Origin of the sequence: Hydrogenophaga sp. OTU3427, from assembly GCF_038440225.1 — a bacterium.
Taxonomy (GTDB): domain Bacteria; phylum Pseudomonadota; class Gammaproteobacteria; order Burkholderiales; family Burkholderiaceae_C; genus Hydrogenophaga.
Genome location: NZ_JASATI010000007.1, coordinates 91886 through 112493, shown reverse-complemented (window position 1 = coordinate 112493; position 20608 = coordinate 91886). Strand labels below are relative to the sequence as shown.

Annotated in this window: 20 protein-coding genes; 16 read left to right on the top strand and 4 right to left on the bottom strand. The window is 68.6% G+C overall.

Annotated elements, in window-relative coordinates:
- The first annotated feature begins 6 nt into the window (after positions 1 to 6).
- From glyS to AAHB17_RS06515, 5 genes are all read left to right on the top strand, one after another.
- Entirely contained in the window at positions 7 to 2130 is a 2124-nt protein-coding gene (gene glyS, locus AAHB17_RS06535; protein ID WP_342129699.1) for a glycine--tRNA ligase subunit beta, read from the top strand.
- 107 nt (positions 2131 to 2237) lie between these two features.
- Positions 2238 to 2822, top strand: coding sequence for a D-glycero-beta-D-manno-heptose 1,7-bisphosphate 7-phosphatase (gene gmhB, locus AAHB17_RS06530; protein WP_342129698.1), 585 nt, complete (start codon positions 2238 to 2240; stop codon positions 2820 to 2822).
- A gap of 3 nt (positions 2823 to 2825) precedes the next feature.
- Complete coding sequence (locus AAHB17_RS06525; RefSeq protein WP_342129697.1) at positions 2826 to 3557, top strand: lysophospholipid acyltransferase family protein; 732 nt, start codon at positions 2826 to 2828, stop codon at positions 3555 to 3557.
- Between the two features lie 131 nt (positions 3558 to 3688).
- Positions 3689 to 4555: a M48 family metallopeptidase gene (locus AAHB17_RS06520; RefSeq protein ID WP_446719562.1), complete on the top strand. Its 867-nt coding sequence runs from the start codon at positions 3689 to 3691 to the stop codon at positions 4553 to 4555.
- 90 nt (positions 4556 to 4645) lie between these two features.
- A complete protein-coding gene (locus AAHB17_RS06515; protein ID WP_342129696.1) occupies positions 4646 to 5053 on the top strand; it encodes a MerR family transcriptional regulator in 408 nt (135 codons plus the stop codon).
- Between the two features lie 14 nt (positions 5054 to 5067).
- Here the strand turns inward: AAHB17_RS06515 and gstA are convergent, their stop codons facing one another.
- Complete coding sequence (gene gstA, locus AAHB17_RS06510; RefSeq protein ID WP_342129695.1) at positions 5068 to 5679, bottom strand: glutathione transferase GstA; 612 nt, start codon at positions 5677 to 5679, stop codon at positions 5068 to 5070.
- A 164-nt stretch (positions 5680 to 5843) separates the two neighbouring features.
- Here gstA and AAHB17_RS06505 point away from each other — a divergent pair, with 164 nt between their 5' ends.
- From AAHB17_RS06505 to AAHB17_RS06470, 8 genes are read left to right on the top strand one after another with little or no spacing between them, the layout of a single operon-like run.
- Positions 5844 to 6296 (top strand): PaaI family thioesterase, encoded by a 453-nt coding sequence (locus AAHB17_RS06505; RefSeq protein ID WP_342129694.1) that lies wholly within the window; start codon positions 5844 to 5846, stop codon positions 6294 to 6296.
- A 21-nt stretch (positions 6297 to 6317) separates the two neighbouring features.
- Positions 6318 to 7496 (top strand): isovaleryl-CoA dehydrogenase, encoded by a 1179-nt coding sequence (locus AAHB17_RS06500; protein ID WP_342129693.1) that lies wholly within the window; start codon positions 6318 to 6320, stop codon positions 7494 to 7496.
- Positions 7497 to 7525: 29 nt separating this feature from the next.
- Positions 7526 to 8182 carry a carbonate dehydratase gene (gene can, locus AAHB17_RS06495; protein ID WP_342129692.1) on the top strand — a complete coding sequence of 219 codons (657 nt, stop codon included), beginning with the start codon at positions 7526 to 7528 and terminating at the stop codon, positions 8180 to 8182.
- Between the two features lie 14 nt (positions 8183 to 8196).
- Positions 8197 to 10008, top strand: coding sequence for a bifunctional isocitrate dehydrogenase kinase/phosphatase (gene aceK, locus AAHB17_RS06490; RefSeq protein ID WP_342129691.1), 1812 nt, complete (start codon positions 8197 to 8199; stop codon positions 10006 to 10008).
- 36 nt (positions 10009 to 10044) lie between these two features.
- Positions 10045 to 11232 carry an acetyl-CoA C-acyltransferase gene (locus AAHB17_RS06485; protein WP_342129690.1) on the top strand — a complete coding sequence of 396 codons (1188 nt, stop codon included), beginning with the start codon at positions 10045 to 10047 and terminating at the stop codon, positions 11230 to 11232.
- Positions 11233 to 11239: 7 nt separating this feature from the next.
- On the top strand, positions 11240 to 11908 hold the full coding sequence (locus AAHB17_RS06480) for an SDR family oxidoreductase (RefSeq protein ID WP_342129689.1): 669 nt from the start codon (positions 11240 to 11242) through the stop codon (positions 11906 to 11908).
- 22 nt (positions 11909 to 11930) lie between these two features.
- The gene (locus tag AAHB17_RS06475; protein WP_342129688.1) at positions 11931 to 13061 is read left to right on the top strand and encodes an acyl-CoA dehydrogenase family protein; all 1131 of its coding nucleotides are present in this window, start codon (positions 11931 to 11933) and stop codon (positions 13059 to 13061) included.
- Positions 13048 to 13461, top strand: a complete 414-nt coding sequence (locus tag AAHB17_RS06470; RefSeq protein ID WP_342129687.1) for a YchJ family protein — start codon at positions 13048 to 13050, stop codon at positions 13459 to 13461. Before AAHB17_RS06475 ends, AAHB17_RS06470 begins: the two co-directional genes overlap by 14 nt.
- A gap of 126 nt (positions 13462 to 13587) precedes the next feature.
- On the opposite strand, the gene AAHB17_RS06465 is transcribed toward AAHB17_RS06470, so the two are convergent.
- Genes AAHB17_RS06465 through AAHB17_RS06455 form a run of 3 tightly spaced genes read right to left on the bottom strand, consistent with a single transcriptional unit; the run spans position 13588 to position 17696 of the window.
- Entirely contained in the window at positions 13588 to 15213 is a 1626-nt protein-coding gene (locus AAHB17_RS06465) for a hypothetical protein (protein WP_342129686.1), read from the bottom strand.
- 42 nt (positions 15214 to 15255) lie between these two features.
- Entirely contained in the window at positions 15256 to 17082 is a 1827-nt protein-coding gene (locus tag AAHB17_RS06460; protein ID WP_342129685.1) for a hybrid sensor histidine kinase/response regulator, read from the bottom strand.
- Complete coding sequence (locus AAHB17_RS06455; protein WP_342129684.1) at positions 17079 to 17696, bottom strand: response regulator transcription factor; 618 nt, start codon at positions 17694 to 17696, stop codon at positions 17079 to 17081. The genes AAHB17_RS06460 and AAHB17_RS06455 overlap by 4 nt, the downstream gene beginning before the upstream one ends.
- Positions 17697 to 17818: 122 nt before the next feature.
- On the opposite strand from AAHB17_RS06455, the gene AAHB17_RS06450 reads away from it, so the two are divergent.
- From AAHB17_RS06450 to AAHB17_RS06440, 3 genes are all read left to right on the top strand, one after another.
- The gene (locus AAHB17_RS06450) at positions 17819 to 18202 is read left to right on the top strand and encodes a hypothetical protein (protein WP_342129683.1); all 384 of its coding nucleotides are present in this window, start codon (positions 17819 to 17821) and stop codon (positions 18200 to 18202) included.
- Positions 18203 to 18239: 37 nt separating this feature from the next.
- Positions 18240 to 19082, top strand: a complete 843-nt coding sequence (locus tag AAHB17_RS06445; protein ID WP_342129682.1) for a hypothetical protein — start codon at positions 18240 to 18242, stop codon at positions 19080 to 19082.
- Between the two features lie 147 nt (positions 19083 to 19229).
- Positions 19230 to 20600 (top strand): efflux RND transporter periplasmic adaptor subunit, encoded by a 1371-nt coding sequence (locus AAHB17_RS06440; protein WP_342129681.1) that lies wholly within the window; start codon positions 19230 to 19232, stop codon positions 20598 to 20600.
- Positions 20601 to 20608: the final 8 nt, after the last annotated feature.

The following is a 20608-nucleotide window of genomic DNA, read 5'->3' as shown; positions in this document are numbered from 1 at the left end:
ACAAGAATGACAACCGAAAACCTGCTTGTTGAACTGTTTGTCGAAGAGCTGCCGCCCAAGGCGCTCAAGAAGCTGGGCGACGCCTTTGCCGGCGTGCTGTTCGAGCAACTCAAGGCCCAGGGTCTGGCCGGCGCCGATGCGGTGCTGACCTCGTTCGCCTCGCCGCGCCGCCTGGCTGCGCATGTCACCGGTGTTGCCGCGCGCGCCGCCGACAAGGCCGTGTCGCAAAAGCTCATGCCGGTCAGCGTCGGCCTGGACGCCAACGGCGCACCGACACCCGCCCTGCTCAAGCGTCTGGGCGCGCTGGGCGCTGACGCTTCGGCGGTGGCGAGCCTCAAGCGCGCGCCCGACGGCAAGGCCGAGGCGCTTTTTTACGACAGCGTTCAGCCGGGCGTCGATCTGACCGCCGGTCTGCAGAAGGCGCTGGACGAAGCGATTGCCAAGCTGCCGATCCCGAAGGTCATGAGCTACCAGCTCGAAACCGATTGCGAACTGCCGGGCTGGACCAGCGTGAACTTCGTGCGCCCGGCGCACGGCCTGGTCGCGCTGCACGGCGCCGACGTGGTGCCGGTCAAGGCGCTGGGCCTGAAGGCTGGCAACGCGACCCACGGCCACCGTTTTGAAGCTGCCGTGGACCCGGTCGTGCTGGCCGACGCCGACGCCTATGCCGCCACGCTGGCCAAAGACGGCGCGGTGATCGCCTCGTTCGCCGAACGCCGCGCCGACATCGTGCGCCAGCTGGCCGCGGCTGCGGCCCAGGTGGGTGGCGGCTGCCGGCCCATCGACGACGAGGCCCTGCTGGACGAGGTGACCGCGCTGGTCGAGCGGCCGAACGTGCTGATCTGTCAGTTCGAGAAAGAATTCCTCGACGTGCCTCAGGAGTGCCTCATCCTCACGATGAAAGCCAACCAGAAGTACTTCCCGTTGCTGGACGCCGCCGGCAAGCTGACCAACCGCTTCCTGGTCGTCAGCAACATCAGCCCCGCCGACGCCAGCGCCGTCATCCAGGGCAACGAGCGTGTGGTGCGCCCGCGCCTGGCCGACGCCAAGTTCTTCTTCGATCAGGACCGCAAGCGCCCGCTCGAATCGCGCGTGCTGGGCCTGGCCAAGGTGGTCTACCACAACAAGCTGGGCACCCAGGGTGAGCGCACCGAGCGCGTGAGCGCCATCGCCCGCGCGATTGCGCAGCAGCTGGGCGGCGACGCCCTGGCCCGCCAGGCCGACCAGGCCGCGCTGCTGGCCAAGGCCGACCTGCTGACCGACATGGTGGGCGAGTTCCCCGAGTTGCAGGGCATCATGGGCGGCTATTACGCCCGCCATGACGGCCTGGGCGAGGACATCGCCCACGCCATCGAAGACCACTACAAACCCCGCTTCGCCGGCGACGAACTGCCGCGCAACATCGTGGGGGTGGTGGTGGCCCTGGCCGACAAGCTCGAGACCCTGGTCGGCATGTTCGGCATCGGCAACCTGCCCACTGGCGACAAGGACCCGTTTGCCCTGCGCCGCCACGCGCTGGGGGTGGTGCGCATGCTGGTCGAGAAGGACCTGCCGCTGGAACTCGACGCGCTGCTGCGCAGCGCCGTGCCGGCCTTCGGCGACAAGATCAGCGATGCCTCGGCCGCCCTGGGCGATTTCATCTACGACCGCCTCAGCGGCAGCCTGCGCGAGCAGGGTGCCAGCGCCCAGGAAGTGGACGCCGTGCTGGCCCTGCGCCCGCAGCGCCTGGCCGACGTGGCCCAGCGCCTGGCGGCCGTGCGCGCCTTTGCCGCCCTGCCCGAAGCCCCCGCGCTGGCCGCAGCCAACAAGCGTGTCGGCAACATCCTCAAGAAGGCCGAGGGCGAGGTGACCGCTCAGGTCAACGAGGCTCTGCTCGTCGAGCCGGCCGAGAAGGCCCTCAACGACAGCCTCAAGACCGTGGTCCCCCAGGCCAACGCCGCTTTTGTGGCCGGTGACCTGACCGCCAGCCTGCAGGCCCTGGCCGCGCTGAAGGCCCCGGTCGACGCCTTCTTCGACGGTGTCATGGTCAACGCCGAGGACGCCGCGCTCAAGGCCAACCGCCTGGGCCTGCTGGCGACGCTCCACGCCGCCATGAACCGGGTGGCCGACTTGTCCCGCCTGGCTTCCTGAACATGAGCCCCCTCGCTCCACCGCTGCGCGGGTCGCTGCCCCCCAAGGGGGGGCGGCCTGGCTTGGGGCGGCCCGGCGCGGCGGCCCTCAACCCAAGGAGTGCGTGAATGGGTGGCACCGTCAAACTCATCGTCCTGGACCGCGACGGTTCGTTGGGCCAGATCAGCGAGGACTACGTGCGCTCGCCCGAGGACTGGTCGCCCCAGGCTGGCGCGCTCGAAGCCGTGGCCCGGCTCAACCAGGGCGGCTGGCGGGTGGTGGTGGCGTCCAACCAGTCGGGGCTGGGCCGTGGCCTGTTCGACATGGCCACGCTCAACGCTGTGCACGCGCGCATGCACAAGCTGCTGGCGGGCGCGGGCGCACGGGTGGACGCGGTGTTTGTCTGCCCCCACGCGCCCGAGGACGGCTGCGCCTGCCGCAAGCCCGAACCCGGCCTGCTGCTGCAGATTGGCCAGCGCTATGCCGTGCCCCTGGCCGATGTCCCGGTGGCGGGCGATTCGCTCAACGACGTGCGCGCCGCCGCAGCCGCGGGCTGCCAGCCCCACCTGTTGCTGTGTGGCCAGTTGAGCGCCCATGCCGGCGCCGGCGGCCTGCCCTTGCCACCCTTGCCCGAAGGCACGCTGGTGCACAAGGACCTCGCGGCATTTGCCGATTTCATCCTGGCGCGCGGCGCCGTCCCCGACAAGGCCTGATCCATGCTTTTCCTGCGTTCCGTGCTCCACATGCTGTGGATGGCCGTCACCGTGGTGCCCTGGGCGCTGGCCGTGCTGATCGCCGCGCCTTTCCTCAGCAGCACCCAGGTCTACTGGATGTGCGCCGGTTGGCTCAAGGTGGCGGTGCGCGGCGGCAACCTGATCCTGGGCATACGCAACCAGGTGATCGGCTACGAGAACCTGCCGGTGGGCAGCACCGCGCCGGCGGTCCTGCTGCTCAAGCACCAGTCCACCTGGGAAACCTTCTGCATGCCCGCGCTCATGCCCCATCCGCTGGCCTATGTGTTCAAGAAGGAGTTGCTCTACGTGCCCTTCTTCGGCTGGGCCATGGCCAAGATGGACATGATCCACATTGACCGCTCCAAGCGGGCCCAGGCCTTCAACAAGGTGGTGGCCCAGGGCAAGCGGCTGCTGGACCAGGGCACCTGGGTGATCATGTTCCCCGAGGGCACCCGCATCCCGCGTGGCCAGAAGGGGCAGTACAAAAGCGGCGGCACGCGCCTGGCCATCGAGACCGGCGCGCCGGTGATCCCGATCGCGGTGACCTCGGCCAAGTGCTGGCCACGCAAGGCCTTCATCAAACGCCCGGGTGTGGTGGAGTTCTCCATCGGCAAGCCCATCCCCAGCGAAGGTCGCAAGCCCGACGAGCTGATGCGCGAAGTGGAAGACTGGATCGAGGCCGAGATGCGCCGCCTCGATCCCGAGGCGTACTGATGACCCCCCCGTCGCTTGCCCACGGCATGTGGCCGCATCCCCCCCAGGGGGCGACACCAGCGGACCGGCAGAGCCGGATCCGCGGTGTCTGCTGGGGTGGCGACTGAGCGCGGGGCGTGACGGTGAAGCGCGTGGCCCCTCCGGTTGATGCCACACAGTTGTCGCTGGATTTTTTTGGCGACGATGGGCCGCTTGCGCCGGTGCTGCCCGCCGCATCCACCCGGCCGCAGGACGCGGTGATGCCGGCCTCGCACTGGAAACACCCGCGCGCCAGCCGCCAGTTGCAGTTGGGCGCCTGCCTGGTGGCCTACGAGTTCAAGCGCGGCAAGCGCCGCACCATCGGCCTGAGCGTGGGGCCGGATGGCCTGAGCGTGAGCGCGCCGCGCTGGACGCCGCTGGCCGAGGTGGAGGCGCTGCTGCGCGACAAGGCGCGCTGGGTACTGGAGAAGCTGCAGGCGGTGCGCGAGCGCCAGGCCCAGGTCGAGCAGGCTCGCATCGAATGGCGCGATGGCGCGCGGTTTCCTTTCCTGGGCGAAGAGGTGGTGGTGGTGCTGGACCCGGCCCACGGTTTCAGTGCCGCGGGCGCGGTGCTGGAGCTTTCGCCGCAGGGCCCGCGCCTGCGGGTGGGGCTGTCGCAGCTGGCGGGCGCCGATCAGATCCGGGACGTGGCCCAGGCCTGGCTGATGCGCGAGGCGCGCGCGCTGTTCGTGGCGCGGCTGGACCATTTCGCGCCCGCGCTCGGTGTGCGCTGGACCAAGCTGCGCCTGTCCAGTGCCGGCACCCGCTGGGGCAGCGCCAGCGCCGATGGCAGCATCCGCCTGAACTGGCGGCTGATCCACTTCGGGCCACAGGTGATCGACTATGTGGTGGCCCATGAGCTGAGTCACCTGCGCGTGATGGACCACAGCCCCCAGTTCTGGGGCACGGTGGCCAGCGTCATGCCCGACTACCAGGAACGCCGCCTGGCCCTGCACAAGCTGCCCGTGCCCAAGTGGTGAGGCCCGTTCGCGGCATGTCCGACATCCCACCTCTTGGCGTTAAGATGTGTGGCTTGACGTTAACGTAAACGTCAATATAAAACCCACACCATGGCACCGAACCCGACCTTCACCATCAGCGACCTGGCGCGGGAATTCGACCTCACGACCCGCGCGATCCGCTTCTACGAGGACATGGGCCTGCTGCAGCCCCAGCGCGAAGGGCCGGGCGGGCGCAACCGGGTGTATTCCGCGCGCGACCGCACCCGGCTCAAGCTCACGCTGCGCGCCAAGCGCCTGGGCTTTTCGCTGACCGAGGCCAAGGACATCATCGAGATGTACGACAGCCCGCGCGACACCGGGCCGCAGCTGCGCAAATTCCTGCAGGTGCTGGCCGCGCACCGCCAGCAGATCGAAGACCAGCTGGCCGACCTGCAGGCCAACCTGGACGAAGTCAAGGTGCACGAGAAGGAGGCACGCAGCCTCCTGGCCAAGGTCGACAAGACCGAAAAGGCCTGAACGGCCTGCGTCCCTCAGGCCAGAAGGCCTTCGGCGCGCATGGCGGCCTGCACGGCGGGGCGTGCCGCCACGCGGGCCGAGAAGGCCTGCAGGTGGGGGTGGGCCGACAGGTCCACGCCCACACGCGGCGCCCACGAACAGACCACGAACAGGTAGCCGTCGGCCACCGTGAACTGCTCACCCGTCAGGTAGGACTTGCCTTCGAGCTGGCTGTTGACCCAGGTCAGGCGGCCCTGCAGGCGCTCGGTGGTGGTGGCTTTCATCTCCGCCGGCGTGGCCGGGTTGAACAAGGGGCTGAAGCCGCCCTTGTGCAGTTCGGTGGCGATCAGGTTGAGCCAGGCCTGCAGCTGATAGCGGGGTGGGGTGCCATTGGCCGGAGCGAGTTGCTTGGCGGGTGCCTGGTCGGCGATGTACTGCATGATCGCCGGACCTTCGGTCAGTTTGGTGCCGTCGCGCAGTTGCAGCAGCGGCACATAGCCCAGCGGGTTGATGGTGTAGTAGTCGGTGCCGTCGGGCAACTGGTGTGTCTTGGTGGGCGCGGGAATGCCTTCGTAAGCCAGACCGGCTTCTTCCATGGCGATGTGGCTGGCGAGCGAGCAGGCACCGGGCGAGTAATAGAGTTTCATGAAAAACGTGTGGGAGTGAAAACAGCACGCCCGGGCATCGTAGCCGCACCGCCATGACCCCACGCGCCGCTGGCCTTGCCGCAACCCCCACTTGGCAGGCGGGGGTGTGCTGCGACATAATTGACGTTTACGTAAACGTCAATCAACGCAGCCAACGATCCCCCATGACCTTCCAGCCTGCCGTGCCCGAGTTCTCCGACCGCGTGCGCGCCAGCTTTGCCCGCCAGGGCGCCATGGCGACGCTGGGCGCCCGTCTCGATGCCGTCGAGCCCGGCCGCGTGGTCATCGCCTTCGACTGGGCCCAGGGCCTGACCCAGCAGCATGGCTTCATCCACGCTGGTTTGGTATCCACCGCGCTCGACAGCGCGTGTGGCTACGCCGGCTTCAGCCTGATGCCGCTTGAGGCGGCGGTGTTGACCATCGAGTTCAAGATCAACCTGCTGGCACCCGCCAAGGGCCAGCACTTCCGTGCCGTGGGCACCGTCATCAAGCCCGGGCGCACCATCACCGTGTGCGAAGGCCACTTCTATGCGGTGGACAATGGCCGCGAGAAACTGGCCGCCACCATGGGCTGCACCCTGATGGCCGTGACCGGCCGCGAGAACATCCAATCCTGACCCGCTTTTTCGGAGACACACATGAACCTGCCCGGCCTGAACTTCCAACTCGGTGAAGACATCGATGCCCTGCGCGACGCCGTCCACGCCTTCGCCCAAGCCGAGATCGCGCCGCGCGCCGCCGAGATCGACCGCAACGACCAGTTCCCCATGGACCTGTGGCCCAAGATGGGTGAACTCGGCGTGCTGGGCATCACCGTGCCCGAGCAGTACGGCGGCGCCAACATGGGCTACCTGGCCCACATGATCGCCATGGAGGAAATCTCGCGCGCCTCGGCCAGCGTGGGTCTGAGCTACGGCGCCCACTCCAACCTGTGCGTCAACCAGATCAAGCGCAACGGTAGCGACGCGCAAAAGCAGAAGTACCTGCCCAAGCTCATCAGCGGCGAACACGTGGGCGCGCTGGCCATGAGCGAGCCGGGCGCCGGCTCCGACGTCATCAGCATGAAGCTCAAGGCCGAGGACAAGGGGGGCTTCTACCTGCTCAACGGCAGCAAGATGTGGATCACCAACGGCCCCGATGCCGACACCATGGTGGTCTACGCCAAGACCGAACCCGAGATGGGCGCGCGCGGCGTGACCGCCTTCATCGTCGAAAAAGGCATGAAGGGCTTCTTCACCGCGCAGAAGCTGGACAAGCTGGGCATGCGTGGCAGCCACACCGGCGAGATGGTGTTCCAGAACGTCGAAGTGCCGGCCGAGAACATCCTGGGTGGCCTGAACATGGGCGCCAAGGTGCTGATGAGCGGCCTCGACTACGAGCGCGCCGTGCTGGCCGCCGGCCCGATCGGCATCATGCAGGCGGTGATGGACAACGTCGTGCCCTACATTCACGACCGCAAGCAGTTCGGCCAGAGCATCGGCGAGTTCCAGCTGGTCCAGGGCAAGGTGGCCGACATGTACACCGTGCTGCAGGCCGGCCGCGCCTTCTGCTACCAGATCGGCAAGAACCTGGACAGCCTGGGGGCGGAACACGTGCGCCAGGTGCGCAAGGACTGCGCTTCGGTCATCCTGTGGTGCGCCGAGGAGGCAACCAAGATGGCGGGCAACGGCATACAGCTCTTCGGCGGCAACGGCTACATCAACGAGTACCCGCTGGGCCGACTGTGGCGCGACGCCAAGCTGTACGAGATCGGTGCCGGCACCAGCGAAATCCGCCGCATGCTGATCGGCCGCGAGCTGTTCGCCGAAACCATGTGATCCCGACGGCGCCTCGGTAATATCGCCCCATGACACACCCTCTGCAAAACCTCATCGAAGCCAATCGCCGCTGGGCCGCACAGACCGAGCTGGAGCGACCGGGCTATTTCCAGCAACTGGCCCAGCAGCAAAGCCCCAAGTACCTGTGGATCGGCTGTTCCGACAGCCGCGTGCCCGCCAACCAGATCACCGGCCTGGAGCCGGGCGAGGTCTTCGTGCACCGCAACGTGGCCAACGTGGTGGTGCACTCCGACCTCAACGCCTTGTCGGTGATCCAGTTCGCGGTGGAGTACCTCAAGGTCGAGCACATCCTGGTGGTGGGCCACTACGGCTGCGGCGGCGTGCTGGCCACGCTGCGTGGCATGCGGGTGGGCCTGGCCGACAACTGGCTGCGCCATGTGTACGACGTCAAGATGCGCCACCGCAAGCGCCTGGACCACCTGCCCAAAGCGGTGCAGGAGGACGTGCTGTGCGAGATGAACGTCATCGAGCAGGTGGGCAACGTGGCCTGGACCAACGTGCTGCAGGACGCCTGGGCGCGCGGGCAGAACCTGACCGTGCACGGCTGGTGCTACGGCCTCAAGGACGGCCTCGTCAAGGACCTGGGCGTGAGCATCAGCCGGCCCGAAGAGGTCATGCCGGTGTTCCGCAACGCGCTCAAACGCTACCCGCGCGAAGGCGCCTGAGGCGGGGCGTTCCCATGTTTCCCGAGCGGTTGGACTCGACCGTCGCCTACGACATCGCGCGCGCGATGATGGACGGCTTCAACCGCCACTACCGCCTGTTCCGCACCGAGTCGGCACGCGCCAAGCACCGCTTCGAGACCGCCGACTGGCACGCCCAGCAGCGTGCCCAGCGCGAGCGCATCGAGTTCTACGACCTGCGGGTCAAGGAATGTGTGATGCGGCTGGAAAAGGAATTCAAGGCCGGCGAGCTGTCCATGGACGTGTGGCAGCAGGTCAAGCTGCACTACATCGGCCTGCTGGTCAACCACCACCAGCCCGAGCTAGCCGAGACCTTCTTCAACTCGGTCACCACCAAGATCCTGCACCGCGCCCATTTTCAGAACGACTTCATCTTCGTGCGGCCGGCGGTCAGCACCGAGTACATCGAAAACGAGGAGCCCAGCGCCCGGCCCACCTACCGCTGCTACTACCCCACCCGCGACAGCATGCTGCTGGAGTTGCGCCGCATGGTGGACGACTTCGACCTGCACGTGCCCTTTGTCGACCTGTGGCGCGATGTGAAGTGTGTGCACGAGGCCATGCTGCGGCAGTTCGACCACACCAAGCTGCGCGCCAACTTCCAGATCCAGGTCCTGTCCAGCCTGTTCTTCCGCAACAAGGGCGCCTACATCGTGGGCAAGATCATCAACGGCTTCACCGAGGTGCCTTTTGCCCTGCCCATCCTGCACCACACGCGCAGCCGCCTGGTGATCGATGCCGCGCTGTTCGGCGAGGACGACCTGCTGATCCTGTTCAGCTTCGCGCGCGCCTACTTCATGGTCGACATGGAGGTGCCCAGCGCCTACGTCCAGTTCCTGCGGGGCATGATGCCGCGCAAGCCGCGCGCCGAGTTCTACAACGCGCTGGGGCTGGCCAAGCAGGGCAAGACCCTGTTCTACCGCGACTTCCTCTTCCACATGCGGCACAGCAGCGACAAGTTCCGCATCGCGCCCGGCATCAAGGGCATGGTCATGCTGGTGTTCGACCTGCCGTCCTTTCCCTTCGTGTTCAAGGTCATCAAGGACTTCTATCCGCCCCCGAAGGACACCACACGCGAGCAGATCCGCAACAAGTACCTGCTGGTCAAGCAGCACGACCGCGTCGGCCGCATGGCCGACACGCTGGAGTTCTCCGAGGTCGGGTTCCCGCGTGACCGCTTCGAGGACGGGCTGATCGCCGACATCCAGAAGTTCGCGCCCAGCCAGCTCGAGATCTCGGACCGCGACGGCGACGGCAAGGTCGAGGTCATCCTCAAGCACTGCTACATCGAGCGGCGCATGATCCCGCTCAACATCTACCTGCAGGAAGCCTTTGACGCCGGCCGTGACGACGCGCGCGGGCGCGAGCAGATCGCGCGCGCCGTGATCGAGTATGGCAATGCCATCAAGGACCTGGTGGCGGCCAACATCTTTCCCGGCGACATGCTGTGGAAGAACTTCGGCATCACCCGCCACGGCAAGGTGGTGTTCTACGACTACGACGAGATCGAGTACATCACCGACTGCAACTTCCGCCGAGTGCCGCCGCCGCGCAACGAGGAAGATGAGCTGTCGGGCGAGGTCTGGTACGCCGTCGGCAAACACGATGTCTTTCCCGAGACCTTCGCCCCCTTCCTGCTGGGCAACCCGGCGGTGCGCGAGGTCTTCATGCGGCACCACGCCGACCTGCTGGACGTCGCCTTCTGGCAGTCGCACAAGGAGCGCATACAGCGCGGCCACGTGCACGACGTCTTCCCCTACGAGCGCGCGCGCCGCTTCCACGCCACGGCCGCGGCCGAGATGAGCTGAATCACATCCGTTCCCCCTATCCACAGGAGTATTGACATGTCTTCCCACGATCCCGTTGTCATCGTCGGCGCCGCCCGCACCCCCATGGGCGCTTTCCAGAGCGACTTCGCCAGCCAGTCCGCCCACGACCTGGGCGGCGTGGCGATCCGCGCCGCCGTCGCACGCGCGGGCGTGAACCCCGCGCTGGTCGACGAGGTGCTGTTCGGCAACTGCCTGATGGCTGGCCAGGGCCAGGCGCCGGCACGCCAGGCCGCGCTCAAGGGCGGGCTGCCCCTGTCGGCCGGTGCCGTCACCCTGTCCAAGATGTGCGGCTCGGGCATGAAGGCCACCATGCTGGCGCACGACATGCTGCTGGCCGGCAGCGCCACCGTGATGGTGTCCGGCGGCATGGAGAGCATGACCAACGCGCCCTACCTGCTGCAAAAGGGCCGCGGCGGCTACCGCATGGGCCACGACAAGATCTTCGACCACATGATGCTCGACGGCCTGGAAGATGCCTACGAACCCGGCCGCAGCATGGGCACCTTTGGCGAGGACTGCGCCGCCAAGTACAGCTTCACCCGCGAGCAGCAGGACGCCTTCGCGATTGCCTCGGTCACGCGCGCCAAGGCCGCCACCGAGAGTGGCGCCTTCGCCAAGGAGATCGCCCCCGTGACGGTGAAAGACCGCAGCGGCGAGCGGGTGGTGTCCACCGACGAAGGCCCGGGCAAGGTCAAGCTCGACAAGATCCCCGGCCTCAAGCCCGCCTTCAAGAAGGACGGCACCATCACCGCCGCCAGCAGCTCGTCCATCAACGATGGCGCCGCCGCCCTGGTGTTGATGCGCCAGTCCACCGCCGAGCAGCAGGGACTCAAACCCCTGGCGCGCATCGTGGCCCACAGCACCCACGCGCAGGAACCCAATTGGTTCGCCACCGCGCCGGTGGGCGCCACGCAGAAGCTGCTGGCCAAGACCGGCTGGGGCGTGGCCGACGTGGACCTGTGGGAAATCAACGAGGCCTTCGCGGTCGTGCCCATGGCGCTGATGACCGAGCTGGCGATCCCGCACGAGCGGGTCAACGTCAACGGCGGTGCCTGCGCCCTGGGCCATCCCATCGGTGCCAGCGGCGCCCGCATCCTGGTGACCTTGTTGCACGCGCTGCAGGCGCGTGGCGGCAAAAAAGGCGTGGCCACGCTGTGCATCGGTGGCGGCGAAGCCACGGCCATGGCGATCGAACTGGTCTGACGCCCCCATGCCCACGGTCCTGGTCATCGGCGCCTCGCGCGGTATCGGTCTGGAGCTGGTGCGCCAGTACCGCGAGGCGGGTGCGCGCGTGATCGCCACCGCCCGCGACGACACCGGCCTGGGGCAACTGCGCGACCTGGGCGCCCAGGCCCTGCGGGTGGACGTGGCCGACCCGGCCAGCGTCAGCGGCTTCTCGTGGCAACTCGATGGCGAGAAGCTCGACGTGGCGCTGTACGTGGCCGGCGTGATGGACCGCGCCGGCGCCACCACACCGCCGACGCAGCAGGCCTTCGACCGCGTCATGCACGCCAACGTGCTGGGCCTGATGCAGGTCATCCCGCAGGTGCTGCCCATGGTGGAGGAGGCCGGTGGCGTGTTTGCCGCGCTGTCCAGCGGCATGAGCCTGATCGGCAGCGTGCCCGGCAGCAACGCCTGGCTCTACCGCGTGAGCAAGGCCGCGCTCAACATGGCGCTGGCCAGCGCGCGCTTCGATTACCCCCGCGCCCGCTGGGTCGTGCTCGACCCCGGCTGGGTGCAGACCGACATGGGCGGGTCGGGCGCCCCGCTGACGCTGGAAGACAGCGTGGCCGGCCTGCGCGCGGTGCTGGCCAGCGTGGGCCCTGAAGACAACGGCCGCCTGATCCACCACGACGGCCGGCGCGCCGCCCACTGGTGACACTTTTCCAACGAGAGACAACATGCTGCTGACCCAAGACCAGGAAATGATCCGCGACGCGGTGCGCGCCTTCGCCCAGGAACAGCTGTGGCCCCACGCCGCGCGCTGGGACAAGGAACACCATTTCCCCAAGGAGGCGCACCGTGGCCTGGCCGAGCTGGGCGCCTACGGCATCTGCGTGCCCGAGTCGCTGGGCGGTGCCGGGCTGGACTACCTGACGCTGGCCCTGGTGCTGGAGGAAATCGCCGCCGGCGACGGTGGCACCAGCACCGCCATCAGCGTGACCAACTGCCCGGTCAACGCCATCTTCATGCGCTATGGCAACACCCGGCAGCAGGCCCAGTGGCTGCGCCCGCTGGCGGCCGGCCAGATGCTGGGGGTGTTCTGCCTGACCGAGCCACATGTGGGCTCGGACGCGTCGGCGCTGCGCACCACGGCCGTGAAGCAGGGCGATGAGTACGTCATCAACGGCGTCAAACAGTTCATCACCAGCGGCAAGAACGGCCAGGTGGCCATCGTCATCGCCGTCACCGACAAGGGCGCGGGCAAGAAGGGCATGAGCGCCTTCATCGTGCCGACCAGCGCCCCCGGCTACGTGGTGGCGCGCCTGGAGGACAAGCTGGGCCAGCACAGCAGCGACACCGCGCAGATCAACTTCGACAACTGCCGCATCCCGGCCGAGAACCTGATCGGCGCCGAAGGCGAGGGCTACAAGATCGCGCTGAGCGCGCTCGAAGGCGGACGCATCGGCATCGCCGCCCAGAGCGTGGGCATGGCCCGCAGCGCCTTCGAGGTGGCGTTGGCTTACGCCAAGCAGCGCGAGAGCTTCGGCACCGCCATCTTCAACCACCAGGCGGTGGGTTTTCGCCTGGCCGACTGCGCCACCCAGCTGGAGGCCGCGCGCCAGCTGATCTGGCACGCCGCCGCGCTGCGCGACGCCGGCCGGCCCTGCCTGAAGGAGGCCGCCATGGCCAAGCTCTTTGCCAGCGAAACCGCCGAGCGCGTGTGTTCGGTGGCCATCCAGACCCTGGGCGGCTACGGTGTGGTGAGCGACTTTCCCATCGAGCGCATCTACCGCGACGTGCGGGTCTGCCAGATCTACGAAGGCACCTCCGACGTGCAGAAGATCATCATCCAGCGTGCCCTGGCTTGATGTGAGCGCCACCGAACCCTGCCCCTGCGGCCGCCTGGACGCCCGGGGCCGTCCGCTGCCTTACACCGGCTGCTGCCAGCCCTGGCATGCCGGCCAGCCCGCGCCCGACGCCGAGGCGCTGATGCGATCGCGCTACAGCGCCTTCGTGCGGGAAGACGCCGCTTACCTGCTGTCGACCTGGCATGCCAGCACCCGCCCGGCAGCCATCGATTTCGAGCCCGGCCAGCGTTGGCTGGGTCTGGCCGTGCGCCAGCACCGGGTGGTCGATGGCACACACGCCGAGGTGGAATTCGTGGCCCGATCGCGCCTGGGCGGGCGTGGCCACCGGCTGCACGAACGCAGCCGCTTCGTGCGCGAGGACGGGCGCTGGCACTACGTGGACGGCGATCTCTTCCCCTGATCGCAGCAAACGAAACGGTCGATCCGGGAGACACCGCCGGGCCGGCTTGGCCGGACGGCTGGTGTGGCCCCCTGGAGGGGGGATGCGGCCACGCGCAGCGGGCAAGCGACGGGGGTGGGTTTTATCTCACCCGCGTGGCCACCACACACCCACCAGCGCGCGCAGCTTCTGCCAGGCGCTGAGCTGCTCGTCGGACAGCGCGTCCAGAAAATCCGACAGGCGCTTGGACTTGGCGATGGTGTAGACCGTCAGCGCGGTGGTGGCCACGAACACCACGCCGAACACCGCCAGCCGGCGCGGCAACGGCGCGTCGGCCTCGGCCAGCAGGTTCATGCCCAGGAAGCCGGTGGTGATGGTGCCCACCAGGCCCAGGATGGTCACCACCGTCAGGCGCACCACCGTGTTGGCCTGGCGGCGCAGGCTGTCGGCGTCCAGGTAGCTGTTCATCTCGCCCACGCGCTCGCGCACCTCGGCGTACAGCGCGTCGGTCTGCAGGTGCTGGGCGCACATGCGGAACAGGGCGCGCGTCTGCGCCTGCTCGGCCACCTCGTGGAACCAGTAGCGGTGGGTGAAGCGCAGGAAGGACTCGAAACAGGTGCGTATGCTGCGCTTGAAGCGGCGCACGCTGCCGGTGTTTCCCACGTCCAGGCGGCGCAGCGCCTCGGCCAACCGGTCGGCGAACATCAGCAGGGCGGCCTTCTGGAAGTGGGCGATCACGAACAGCAGGAAATGCTGGTGCCGGAACTGCGCCAGCACCCCGCGGTCGCCACAGGTGTAGAAGTGCGCGTTGGTGTCACCCACCACCACCAGCGAGTGGCCGCTGCACAGGTAGCGGGTGTGGGGCGCGGCGCCGTTGTCGGTCCAGAAGCGGTCGTAGCAGTGGCGCTGCTCGAAGTCGGCGATGTCGCCCTCGGCCCCGCCGGCGCCGCCCACCAGGCCCAGGCGGATGAAGTCGCTGCGGCTCAGGCGCCGCGGGTCGTCGATGGCCAGGTAGGCCATCAGCGGCATGCGGTAGTACTCGATCTGGCGGAACCGCAACGTGCTGGCGTGGCCCGAGCGGTCGTCCACCAGTGGGTGCAGCAGATAGGCCCAGTGCGCGGCGATGCGCGGTGCGCGGTGTTCGCACACGTGGGCCAGGAAGCGCTCGCGCTGCTGGGCGTCCGAGCTGGCCAGCACCTGGCCGCTGGCGTCCAGCCATTCGGCGCTGGCCATGCAGTGCAGTGCCTGGCCATCGGCGTCCCAGCCGCTGGGGTAGCCGCGTCCGAATCGGTACAGGACCTCCTGCGCCACGGACAGCGGCAAGCCGTCGATGGCGAGTTCAACATTGAGGAACACAACGTCCACGTCGAGGAAGAAGATCAGGTCGACGTGCACCACGTCCAGCAGCAGCGGGACCTCGCCGGGGCGTGTCACCACCCGTGCCTGGGCCACGTCGCGGCGGCGGAACACGCGCATGGCGGCGCCGTGCCCAGCCTCGCCGGTGGTGCCGCCTTCGCCATACAGAAAACGCTGCACATAGGGCAGAAAGGTCACGAACTCGTTGTAGTGACGCTCGTGGAAGCCTTCCTTGCCGCCGGTGTATTCGTCCACCACCTCGCGCCAGGGCGAGTCGGCCACCTGGGTCAGCAGTTCCCAGTGCCGCGACACCTGGGCCGATTCACCCGCTACGGGCATCAGGCGCAGCGGCCACAGCAGCACCTGGCGCATGTGGCGCACCGTGGGCGGGGTGGTGGGTGTGTCCGGTGGGGTCATGTCGGGCGCCGTTGCGGTGAGGTCCTCATGTTACCCAGTGGCTTAGGGGTCCGGCGTGGGAGGCCAGGTTCGCAGCCAGCCCGACAGCAGCACATGCAGGTCCTGTGGGACCAGTGGCTTGCGCAGCACCGCGTAGCCTTCGTCCTCGGCCTGAGCCAGTTCGGGCGAGTCGAACTCGCCGCTGACCATGGCGCCACTGGCGTGCGGGCAGCGTGCCAACAGGGCACGCAAGACGTCGAAGCCGCTTTCGCCGGAGCGCAGGCGCTGGTCGCAGAAGATGGCCTGGGGTTCAAAGCCGCCGTCGAGCAGGCGCAGGGCCTCGCCGGCGGTGGCCGCGTAGCGGCCCTCGATGCCCCAGCTGCCCAGCAGGGCGGCCCAGGCGGCGATCACCAAGGGCTCGTCGTCGAGGACCAGGCAACACCCGGACAGCGGCGGCAGGGCTTGCCGGTCGCCGATCGGATGGGTGGGCAGATGGTCCGTGGCGGGGTCGGTGTCCGGGCTTTGGGGCAGTCGCAGCCAGAAGCGGGAACCCCGGCCCAGCCGCGACTGGAAACCCAGCGAGGCCTCCATCAGGCGCGCGCAGCGGGCCACCACCGACAGGCCCAGGCCGTGGCCGGCGCTGTCGATGCGCCAGGCATGGGGGTGGCGGTAGTAGGGCGAGAAAATCTGCTCGCCGTCCTCGGCCGCGATGCCCGCGCCGCTGTCCCACACCTCGATCTGCCAGTCCGTGCCGCGTGGGCGCAAGCCGATCAGGATGCCGCCGCGTTCGGTGTAGCGCAAGGCGTTGTGGACCAGGTTGACCAGCGCTTGGCGCAGCAGGGCCGGGTCGCCCCAGGCCACTGCCGGGTACGCGGGCACGTGCTGGCGCAGCACCAGCCCGCGCTGGCTGGCCTGCTCGCGGAACAAGGTCACGGTGTCGTCCACCAGCGGCTGCAGCGCCACGCGGGCGCGCCGTTGGGCCATGGCGCCGGCCTCCAGTTTGGACAGGTCCAGCAGCGAGTTGAACATCAGGTTCATGGACCCCATGCCCAGCTTCAGGTCGCGCAGCAGCGGGGCAACCTTGGGGTCATGGTTGCGCTGGGCGACCGCCTCCACCAGCAGGGACATGGCGTGCAGCGGCTGGCGCAGGTCGTGGCTGGCGGTGGTGAGGAAGAGGTTCTTTTCCTGCAGGGCGGCCTCGGCCTGGTCCCTGGCGGCGCGGAAGCGGTCGGCGAGCTGTTGGCTGTGCTCCTCGAGCCGGACCTGCTCGATGGAGAAGCGGTGTGAGATCAGCGCATGGCGGTAGACCACCAGGCTGTAGATCAGGCTGAGCGACATGTAGAAGGGCCACTCCATGGGAAAAACCCAGTAGGTCAGCAGCAGCATGACGTTCCAGCCACTGGCGAAGAAGCGCAGGAAGACGCCGATGGTGGGCGTCTGGTGCGTGGCGTTGGCGGCTGTGAGATGGCCCATCACCAGGTAGAGCAGCATGCTGGATGCCTGGGTGTTGGGGTTCTGCGTGGCGAGCACGCAGGCGCTGAGCCCGGCGCCGTGTGCCAGTGCCAGCCGCTGCACCCGGGGTCGCCAGCGGTGCAGGTTGTCGCTGGCCGGACGCTCTGCCTGGTCCCGCCGGTAGCGCCGGTGTTGCCGCCACACCCACAGCGACAGCACGCTGTAGCACAGCCCCCACAGGGCGATCCACTGCGCGCCGCTGTGGCGCGCGTGGTAAGCGATCAGTGGCAAGGACACCAGGGGCATCATGTACACGCTGAAGCGCAGGCGGTTGTAGCTCATGTCGAGCAGCCGCGCGTGGCCGCCGGCGCTGAGGTCGCTGCTGTCGGCCGGTTGCAGCCGGGCCCGCAGCCAACGCATGGCGGACGCGGGGGTCATGGCGCGTCGGAGGCAGGAATGTGGCGGCCCAACCGGGTGATCACCTCGATGCGGCTGCGCGCGCCCAGGCGCCCCATGAGGCCGCTCACATGCTCCTTGACGGTGCTTTCGGAAATGCCCAGCTGGGTGGCGATGCGTTTGTTGGGCAGCCCGCGCAGCAACAGGGCCAGCACCTCGTTCTGCCGCAGGGTCAGGCCCGGCGCGGCGGCGGAGGGTGGGGGCGCGGCGAACCACGTGCCGCCCGCCAGCACCGCCGCCACCGCCTGCCGCAAGGTGTCGGGGGCCGCCTGCTTGTGCACGAAGCCGCGTGCCCCGGCGGCGCGCGCGCGCGCCGGCAGGCTGGGGTCGTCATCGCCGCTGACCACCAGCCAGGGCGTGTGCGGGCACGACGGCCGCCCGCGCACCATGGCCAGCAGGCCGCTGCCCGAGGGCAGCCAGACATCCGCCACGACCAGCACCGGGCAGCCGCGAGCCAGCCTCTGGTACTGAGCCGCCGCCCAGTCGGTCACCGCCACATGGTCGATGTCGGGGAACACCGCTTGCAGGTAGTGCGCCATGCCTTGCGCGACCAGCGGGTGGTCGTCCAGAACCAGGGTGTAGGCGGCGGGTGGCATGGCAGGCGGCGGGCGGGGCAATGCCGGTCAGCATGCACTCCGGCGATCCCCTACTTGAGTCGGGTTTCCAAAGCCTACTGCCGTTCCGACAATGCGGCCAGTTTCCCAAGGGAGTGACAAAAGTGAATTTTCAATTGTTTGGATTTCCGGCGCTGCCGCTGCTGGTGGCATTCGGGTTGTCGGGTTGTGCCGCCACCATCGACCAGGCCGGCCTGGCGCAACGCACCTCGGCCGCCATCGGCCACCCGGTGGGCAGCTTCACGCTCTCCGACCAGAGCGAAGAGACCGGCGGGCGCATCAACTACAAGGCCACGACCCGGGACGGCGCCACCTACCAGTGCTACCTGTACTCCGCCACGGGGTTCCAGAAGCTGATGTCCCTGGGACAGACGCCGAACTCGGACGCCATCTGCACGCCGATGGACAGGCGCGGCACGAAGGCCGGGGCGGGTGGCCCGCCATCGCCTGCCTGCAATGCCCTGAACAAGGCTGCCGGCCGGTGCTGAAGCCGACGTTTCCATCCCTTCATCGCGACGTCTTGCCATGCCCACCCCTTCATTCTCCAAGCTTCTGTGCCTGACCCGTGTGGGCACGGCGGCCCTGCTGGCAATCTTGTCCGCCTGTGGCGGCGGCGACAACGACGCCGATGCCACCTACCAGGTGGGCGGGCAAGTCAGCGGCCTGGCGTCCGCCACCAGTCTGGGCCTGCAGAACAATGGCGGCGACACCGTCACGCTCACGCCCGGCGACATCGTGGCCCCCGGGTTGCCGCTGCGCTTCGTGTTTTCCCAGCGGCTGGCCTCGGGTTCCAGCTATCAAGTCACGGTCAGCACCCAGCCTGCCGGGCAAACTTGTGTGGTGGCCCAGGGCACGGGCACCATCGCCAGTGCGGACATCGACAGCGTGCGGGTGGATTGCCGCCCGTCCACGGGCACGCCACCCGGTGGCACCCCGCCCGCGCCGATGCTGGATGTGGCGAACGTCACCGGCGACTGGCTGCAGCACCAGTGTGTGCCGCTGGGGGCGGGTGTGTCGGGCCGGGCATTGGTGCGGGCGACCCGCCTGAGCGACACCAGCGTCAGTTTCGCCCAGGGTGTCTGGCAGTACCCCAACAGCAGTTGCAGCGGCACCGGCAGCGTGCTGGCGCCCGCAACGGTGTTGGGGACGGTGGTGTTCCGCGACGCCAAGGCGACCTCGACCCTGAGCGCCCTGTGGGGGCGCTGGGACACCATCACGGGCACCACCTCTTACGTGGTTTGGGCGCGCAAGGACAGCCGCCTGTGCGTGCTGGGCGACGAAAACCCGACCATCCTGCCCAGCGCCGCCGTGGTCGAGGACTTTTTCGATCTGCCCGGCCAGCAGCCCAGCTGTTATACCCAGCGCTGATCTGTCGAAGGCGGCGCGCGCCTTGTCAGCAAAACACAACGCGACGGCGGGGTGGGCACACACTTTGCTCGCATTGTTTTCAATTTTTACGGTCTGTATACATTCAGTCCGCACAATGGCTGGCGAATCCCCTACCTTCGACACGCCATGCCCCTGCACGCACCCGCCGGCGACCACGTCGGCCTGATCCGACGCGCCCCCAGCCCCCGGCCCCTCCCGTCTGCTTCCCGGCTCTGGGCCATCGGCTTGTTGGCCACGGTGGCGGCGCTGACCGGTTGCAAGCCCGCCACCGGTGACGCCGCCCCGGCGGGCGCTGCCGCCGCCGGGGCCGCCCAGGGTGGCGCGCGGCCGCCGGTGGCCGTGGGCGTGGTGACGCTCAAGGCCGAGGCCCAGACCCTCACGACCGAACTGCCAGGGCGCACCAGCGCCTTCCAGAACGCCGAGATCCGGCCCCAGGTCAGTGGTATCGTCAAGCAACGCCTGTTCACCGAGGGCGCAGTGGTCAAGGCCGGGCAGCCGCTTTACCAGATCGACGCCGCCACCTACGAGGTGGCCGAGGCCGCCGCCCGCGCCACGCTGGCCAAGACCCAGGCCGCCGCGCGCACGGCCGAACTCAATGCCCAGCGCAACGCCGAGCTGGTGAAGATCGATGCCGTGAGCCGCCAGGTGGCGGACGAGAGCCAGGCCACGGTGTTGCAGACCCGCGCCGACGTGGCCGCCGCCGAGGCCGCCCTGGCCCAGGCCCGCATCAACTTGCAGTACACCAAGATCCTCGCGCCCATCGGCGGCCGCATGGGCCTGTCGACCATCACCGCCGGTGCCTTGGTGACCGCCAACCAGACTGGCGTGTTGACCACCATCGTGCAGACCGATCCGATCTACGTGGACGTGACCCAGTCCACCACCGAGCTGCTGCAGCTGCGGCGCGACCTGGAGGCCGGCCGCTACGAGCGGGCCGGCGAAGGCGCGGCGCGGGTGCGCATCGTGCTGGAAGACGGCACGGCCTACCGCCTGCCGGGCAAGCTGCAGTTCGCGGGCGTCAACGTCAACACCGGCACCGGCGCCATCACGCTGCGCGCCGTGGTGCCCAACCCCGACGGCCTGCTGATGCCCGGCATGTACGTGCGCGCCCGGCTCGAGACCGGCGTGGTGCCCGACGCCCTGCTGCTGCCGCAGCAGGCCCTGACCCGCGACGGCGGCGGGCGCGCCAGCGTGCTGCGCGTGACCGAGGACGGCAAGGTCGAGCGCCGTGGCGTGGAGGTGGCGGCCGCGGTGGGCAACCGCTGGCGCATCGCCTCCGGCCTGCAGGCCGGTGACCGCGTGGTCGTGGACGGCCTGCAGCGCGTGCGCCCGGGCGACAACGTGAAGGAGACCGAGGTCGACCCGGCCACCCTGGGCGGTGGCAAGCGCAGCGGCAAGGGCGGAGGCGGCGACAAGCCGGCCGGTGACAAGGCCGCCGCCGACAAGCCGACCGCCGCGGCGCAGGGCGCGGGGGCCTCGGCCCCGGCCGCCCGCTGAGGAGCCGC

Coding starts and splice junctions, on each gene's coding strand:
- AAHB17_RS06475 (WP_342129688.1), top strand. CDS start 11,931: ATGCTGCTGACCCAAGACCAGGAAATGATCCGCGACGCGGTGCGCGCC.
- can (WP_342129692.1), top strand. CDS start 7,526: ATGACACACCCTCTGCAAAACCTCATCGAAGCCAATCGCCGCTGGGCC.
- AAHB17_RS06505 (WP_342129694.1), top strand. CDS start 5,844: ATGACCTTCCAGCCTGCCGTGCCCGAGTTCTCCGACCGCGTGCGCGCC.
- AAHB17_RS06485 (WP_342129690.1), top strand. CDS start 10,045: ATGTCTTCCCACGATCCCGTTGTCATCGTCGGCGCCGCCCGCACCCCC.
- AAHB17_RS06465 (WP_342129686.1), bottom strand. CDS start 15,213: ATGACCCCACCGGACACACCCACCACCCCGCCCACGGTGCGCCACATG.
- AAHB17_RS06525 (WP_342129697.1), top strand. CDS start 2,826: ATGCTTTTCCTGCGTTCCGTGCTCCACATGCTGTGGATGGCCGTCACC.
- AAHB17_RS06440 (WP_342129681.1), top strand. CDS start 19,230: ATGCCCCTGCACGCACCCGCCGGCGACCACGTCGGCCTGATCCGACGC.
- AAHB17_RS06480 (WP_342129689.1), top strand. CDS start 11,240: ATGCCCACGGTCCTGGTCATCGGCGCCTCGCGCGGTATCGGTCTGGAG.
- gmhB (WP_342129698.1), top strand. CDS start 2,238: ATGGGTGGCACCGTCAAACTCATCGTCCTGGACCGCGACGGTTCGTTG.
- AAHB17_RS06455 (WP_342129684.1), bottom strand. CDS start 17,696: ATGCCACCCGCCGCCTACACCCTGGTTCTGGACGACCACCCGCTGGTC.
- AAHB17_RS06515 (WP_342129696.1), top strand. CDS start 4,646: ATGGCACCGAACCCGACCTTCACCATCAGCGACCTGGCGCGGGAATTC.
- AAHB17_RS06460 (WP_342129685.1), bottom strand. CDS start 17,082: ATGACCCCCGCGTCCGCCATGCGTTGGCTGCGGGCCCGGCTGCAACCG.
- AAHB17_RS06445 (WP_342129682.1), top strand. CDS start 18,240: ATGCCCACCCCTTCATTCTCCAAGCTTCTGTGCCTGACCCGTGTGGGC.
- gstA (WP_342129695.1), bottom strand. CDS start 5,679: ATGAAACTCTATTACTCGCCCGGTGCCTGCTCGCTCGCCAGCCACATC.
- glyS (WP_342129699.1), top strand. CDS start 7: ATGACAACCGAAAACCTGCTTGTTGAACTGTTTGTCGAAGAGCTGCCG.
- AAHB17_RS06500 (WP_342129693.1), top strand. CDS start 6,318: ATGAACCTGCCCGGCCTGAACTTCCAACTCGGTGAAGACATCGATGCC.
- aceK (WP_342129691.1), top strand. CDS start 8,197: ATGTTTCCCGAGCGGTTGGACTCGACCGTCGCCTACGACATCGCGCGC.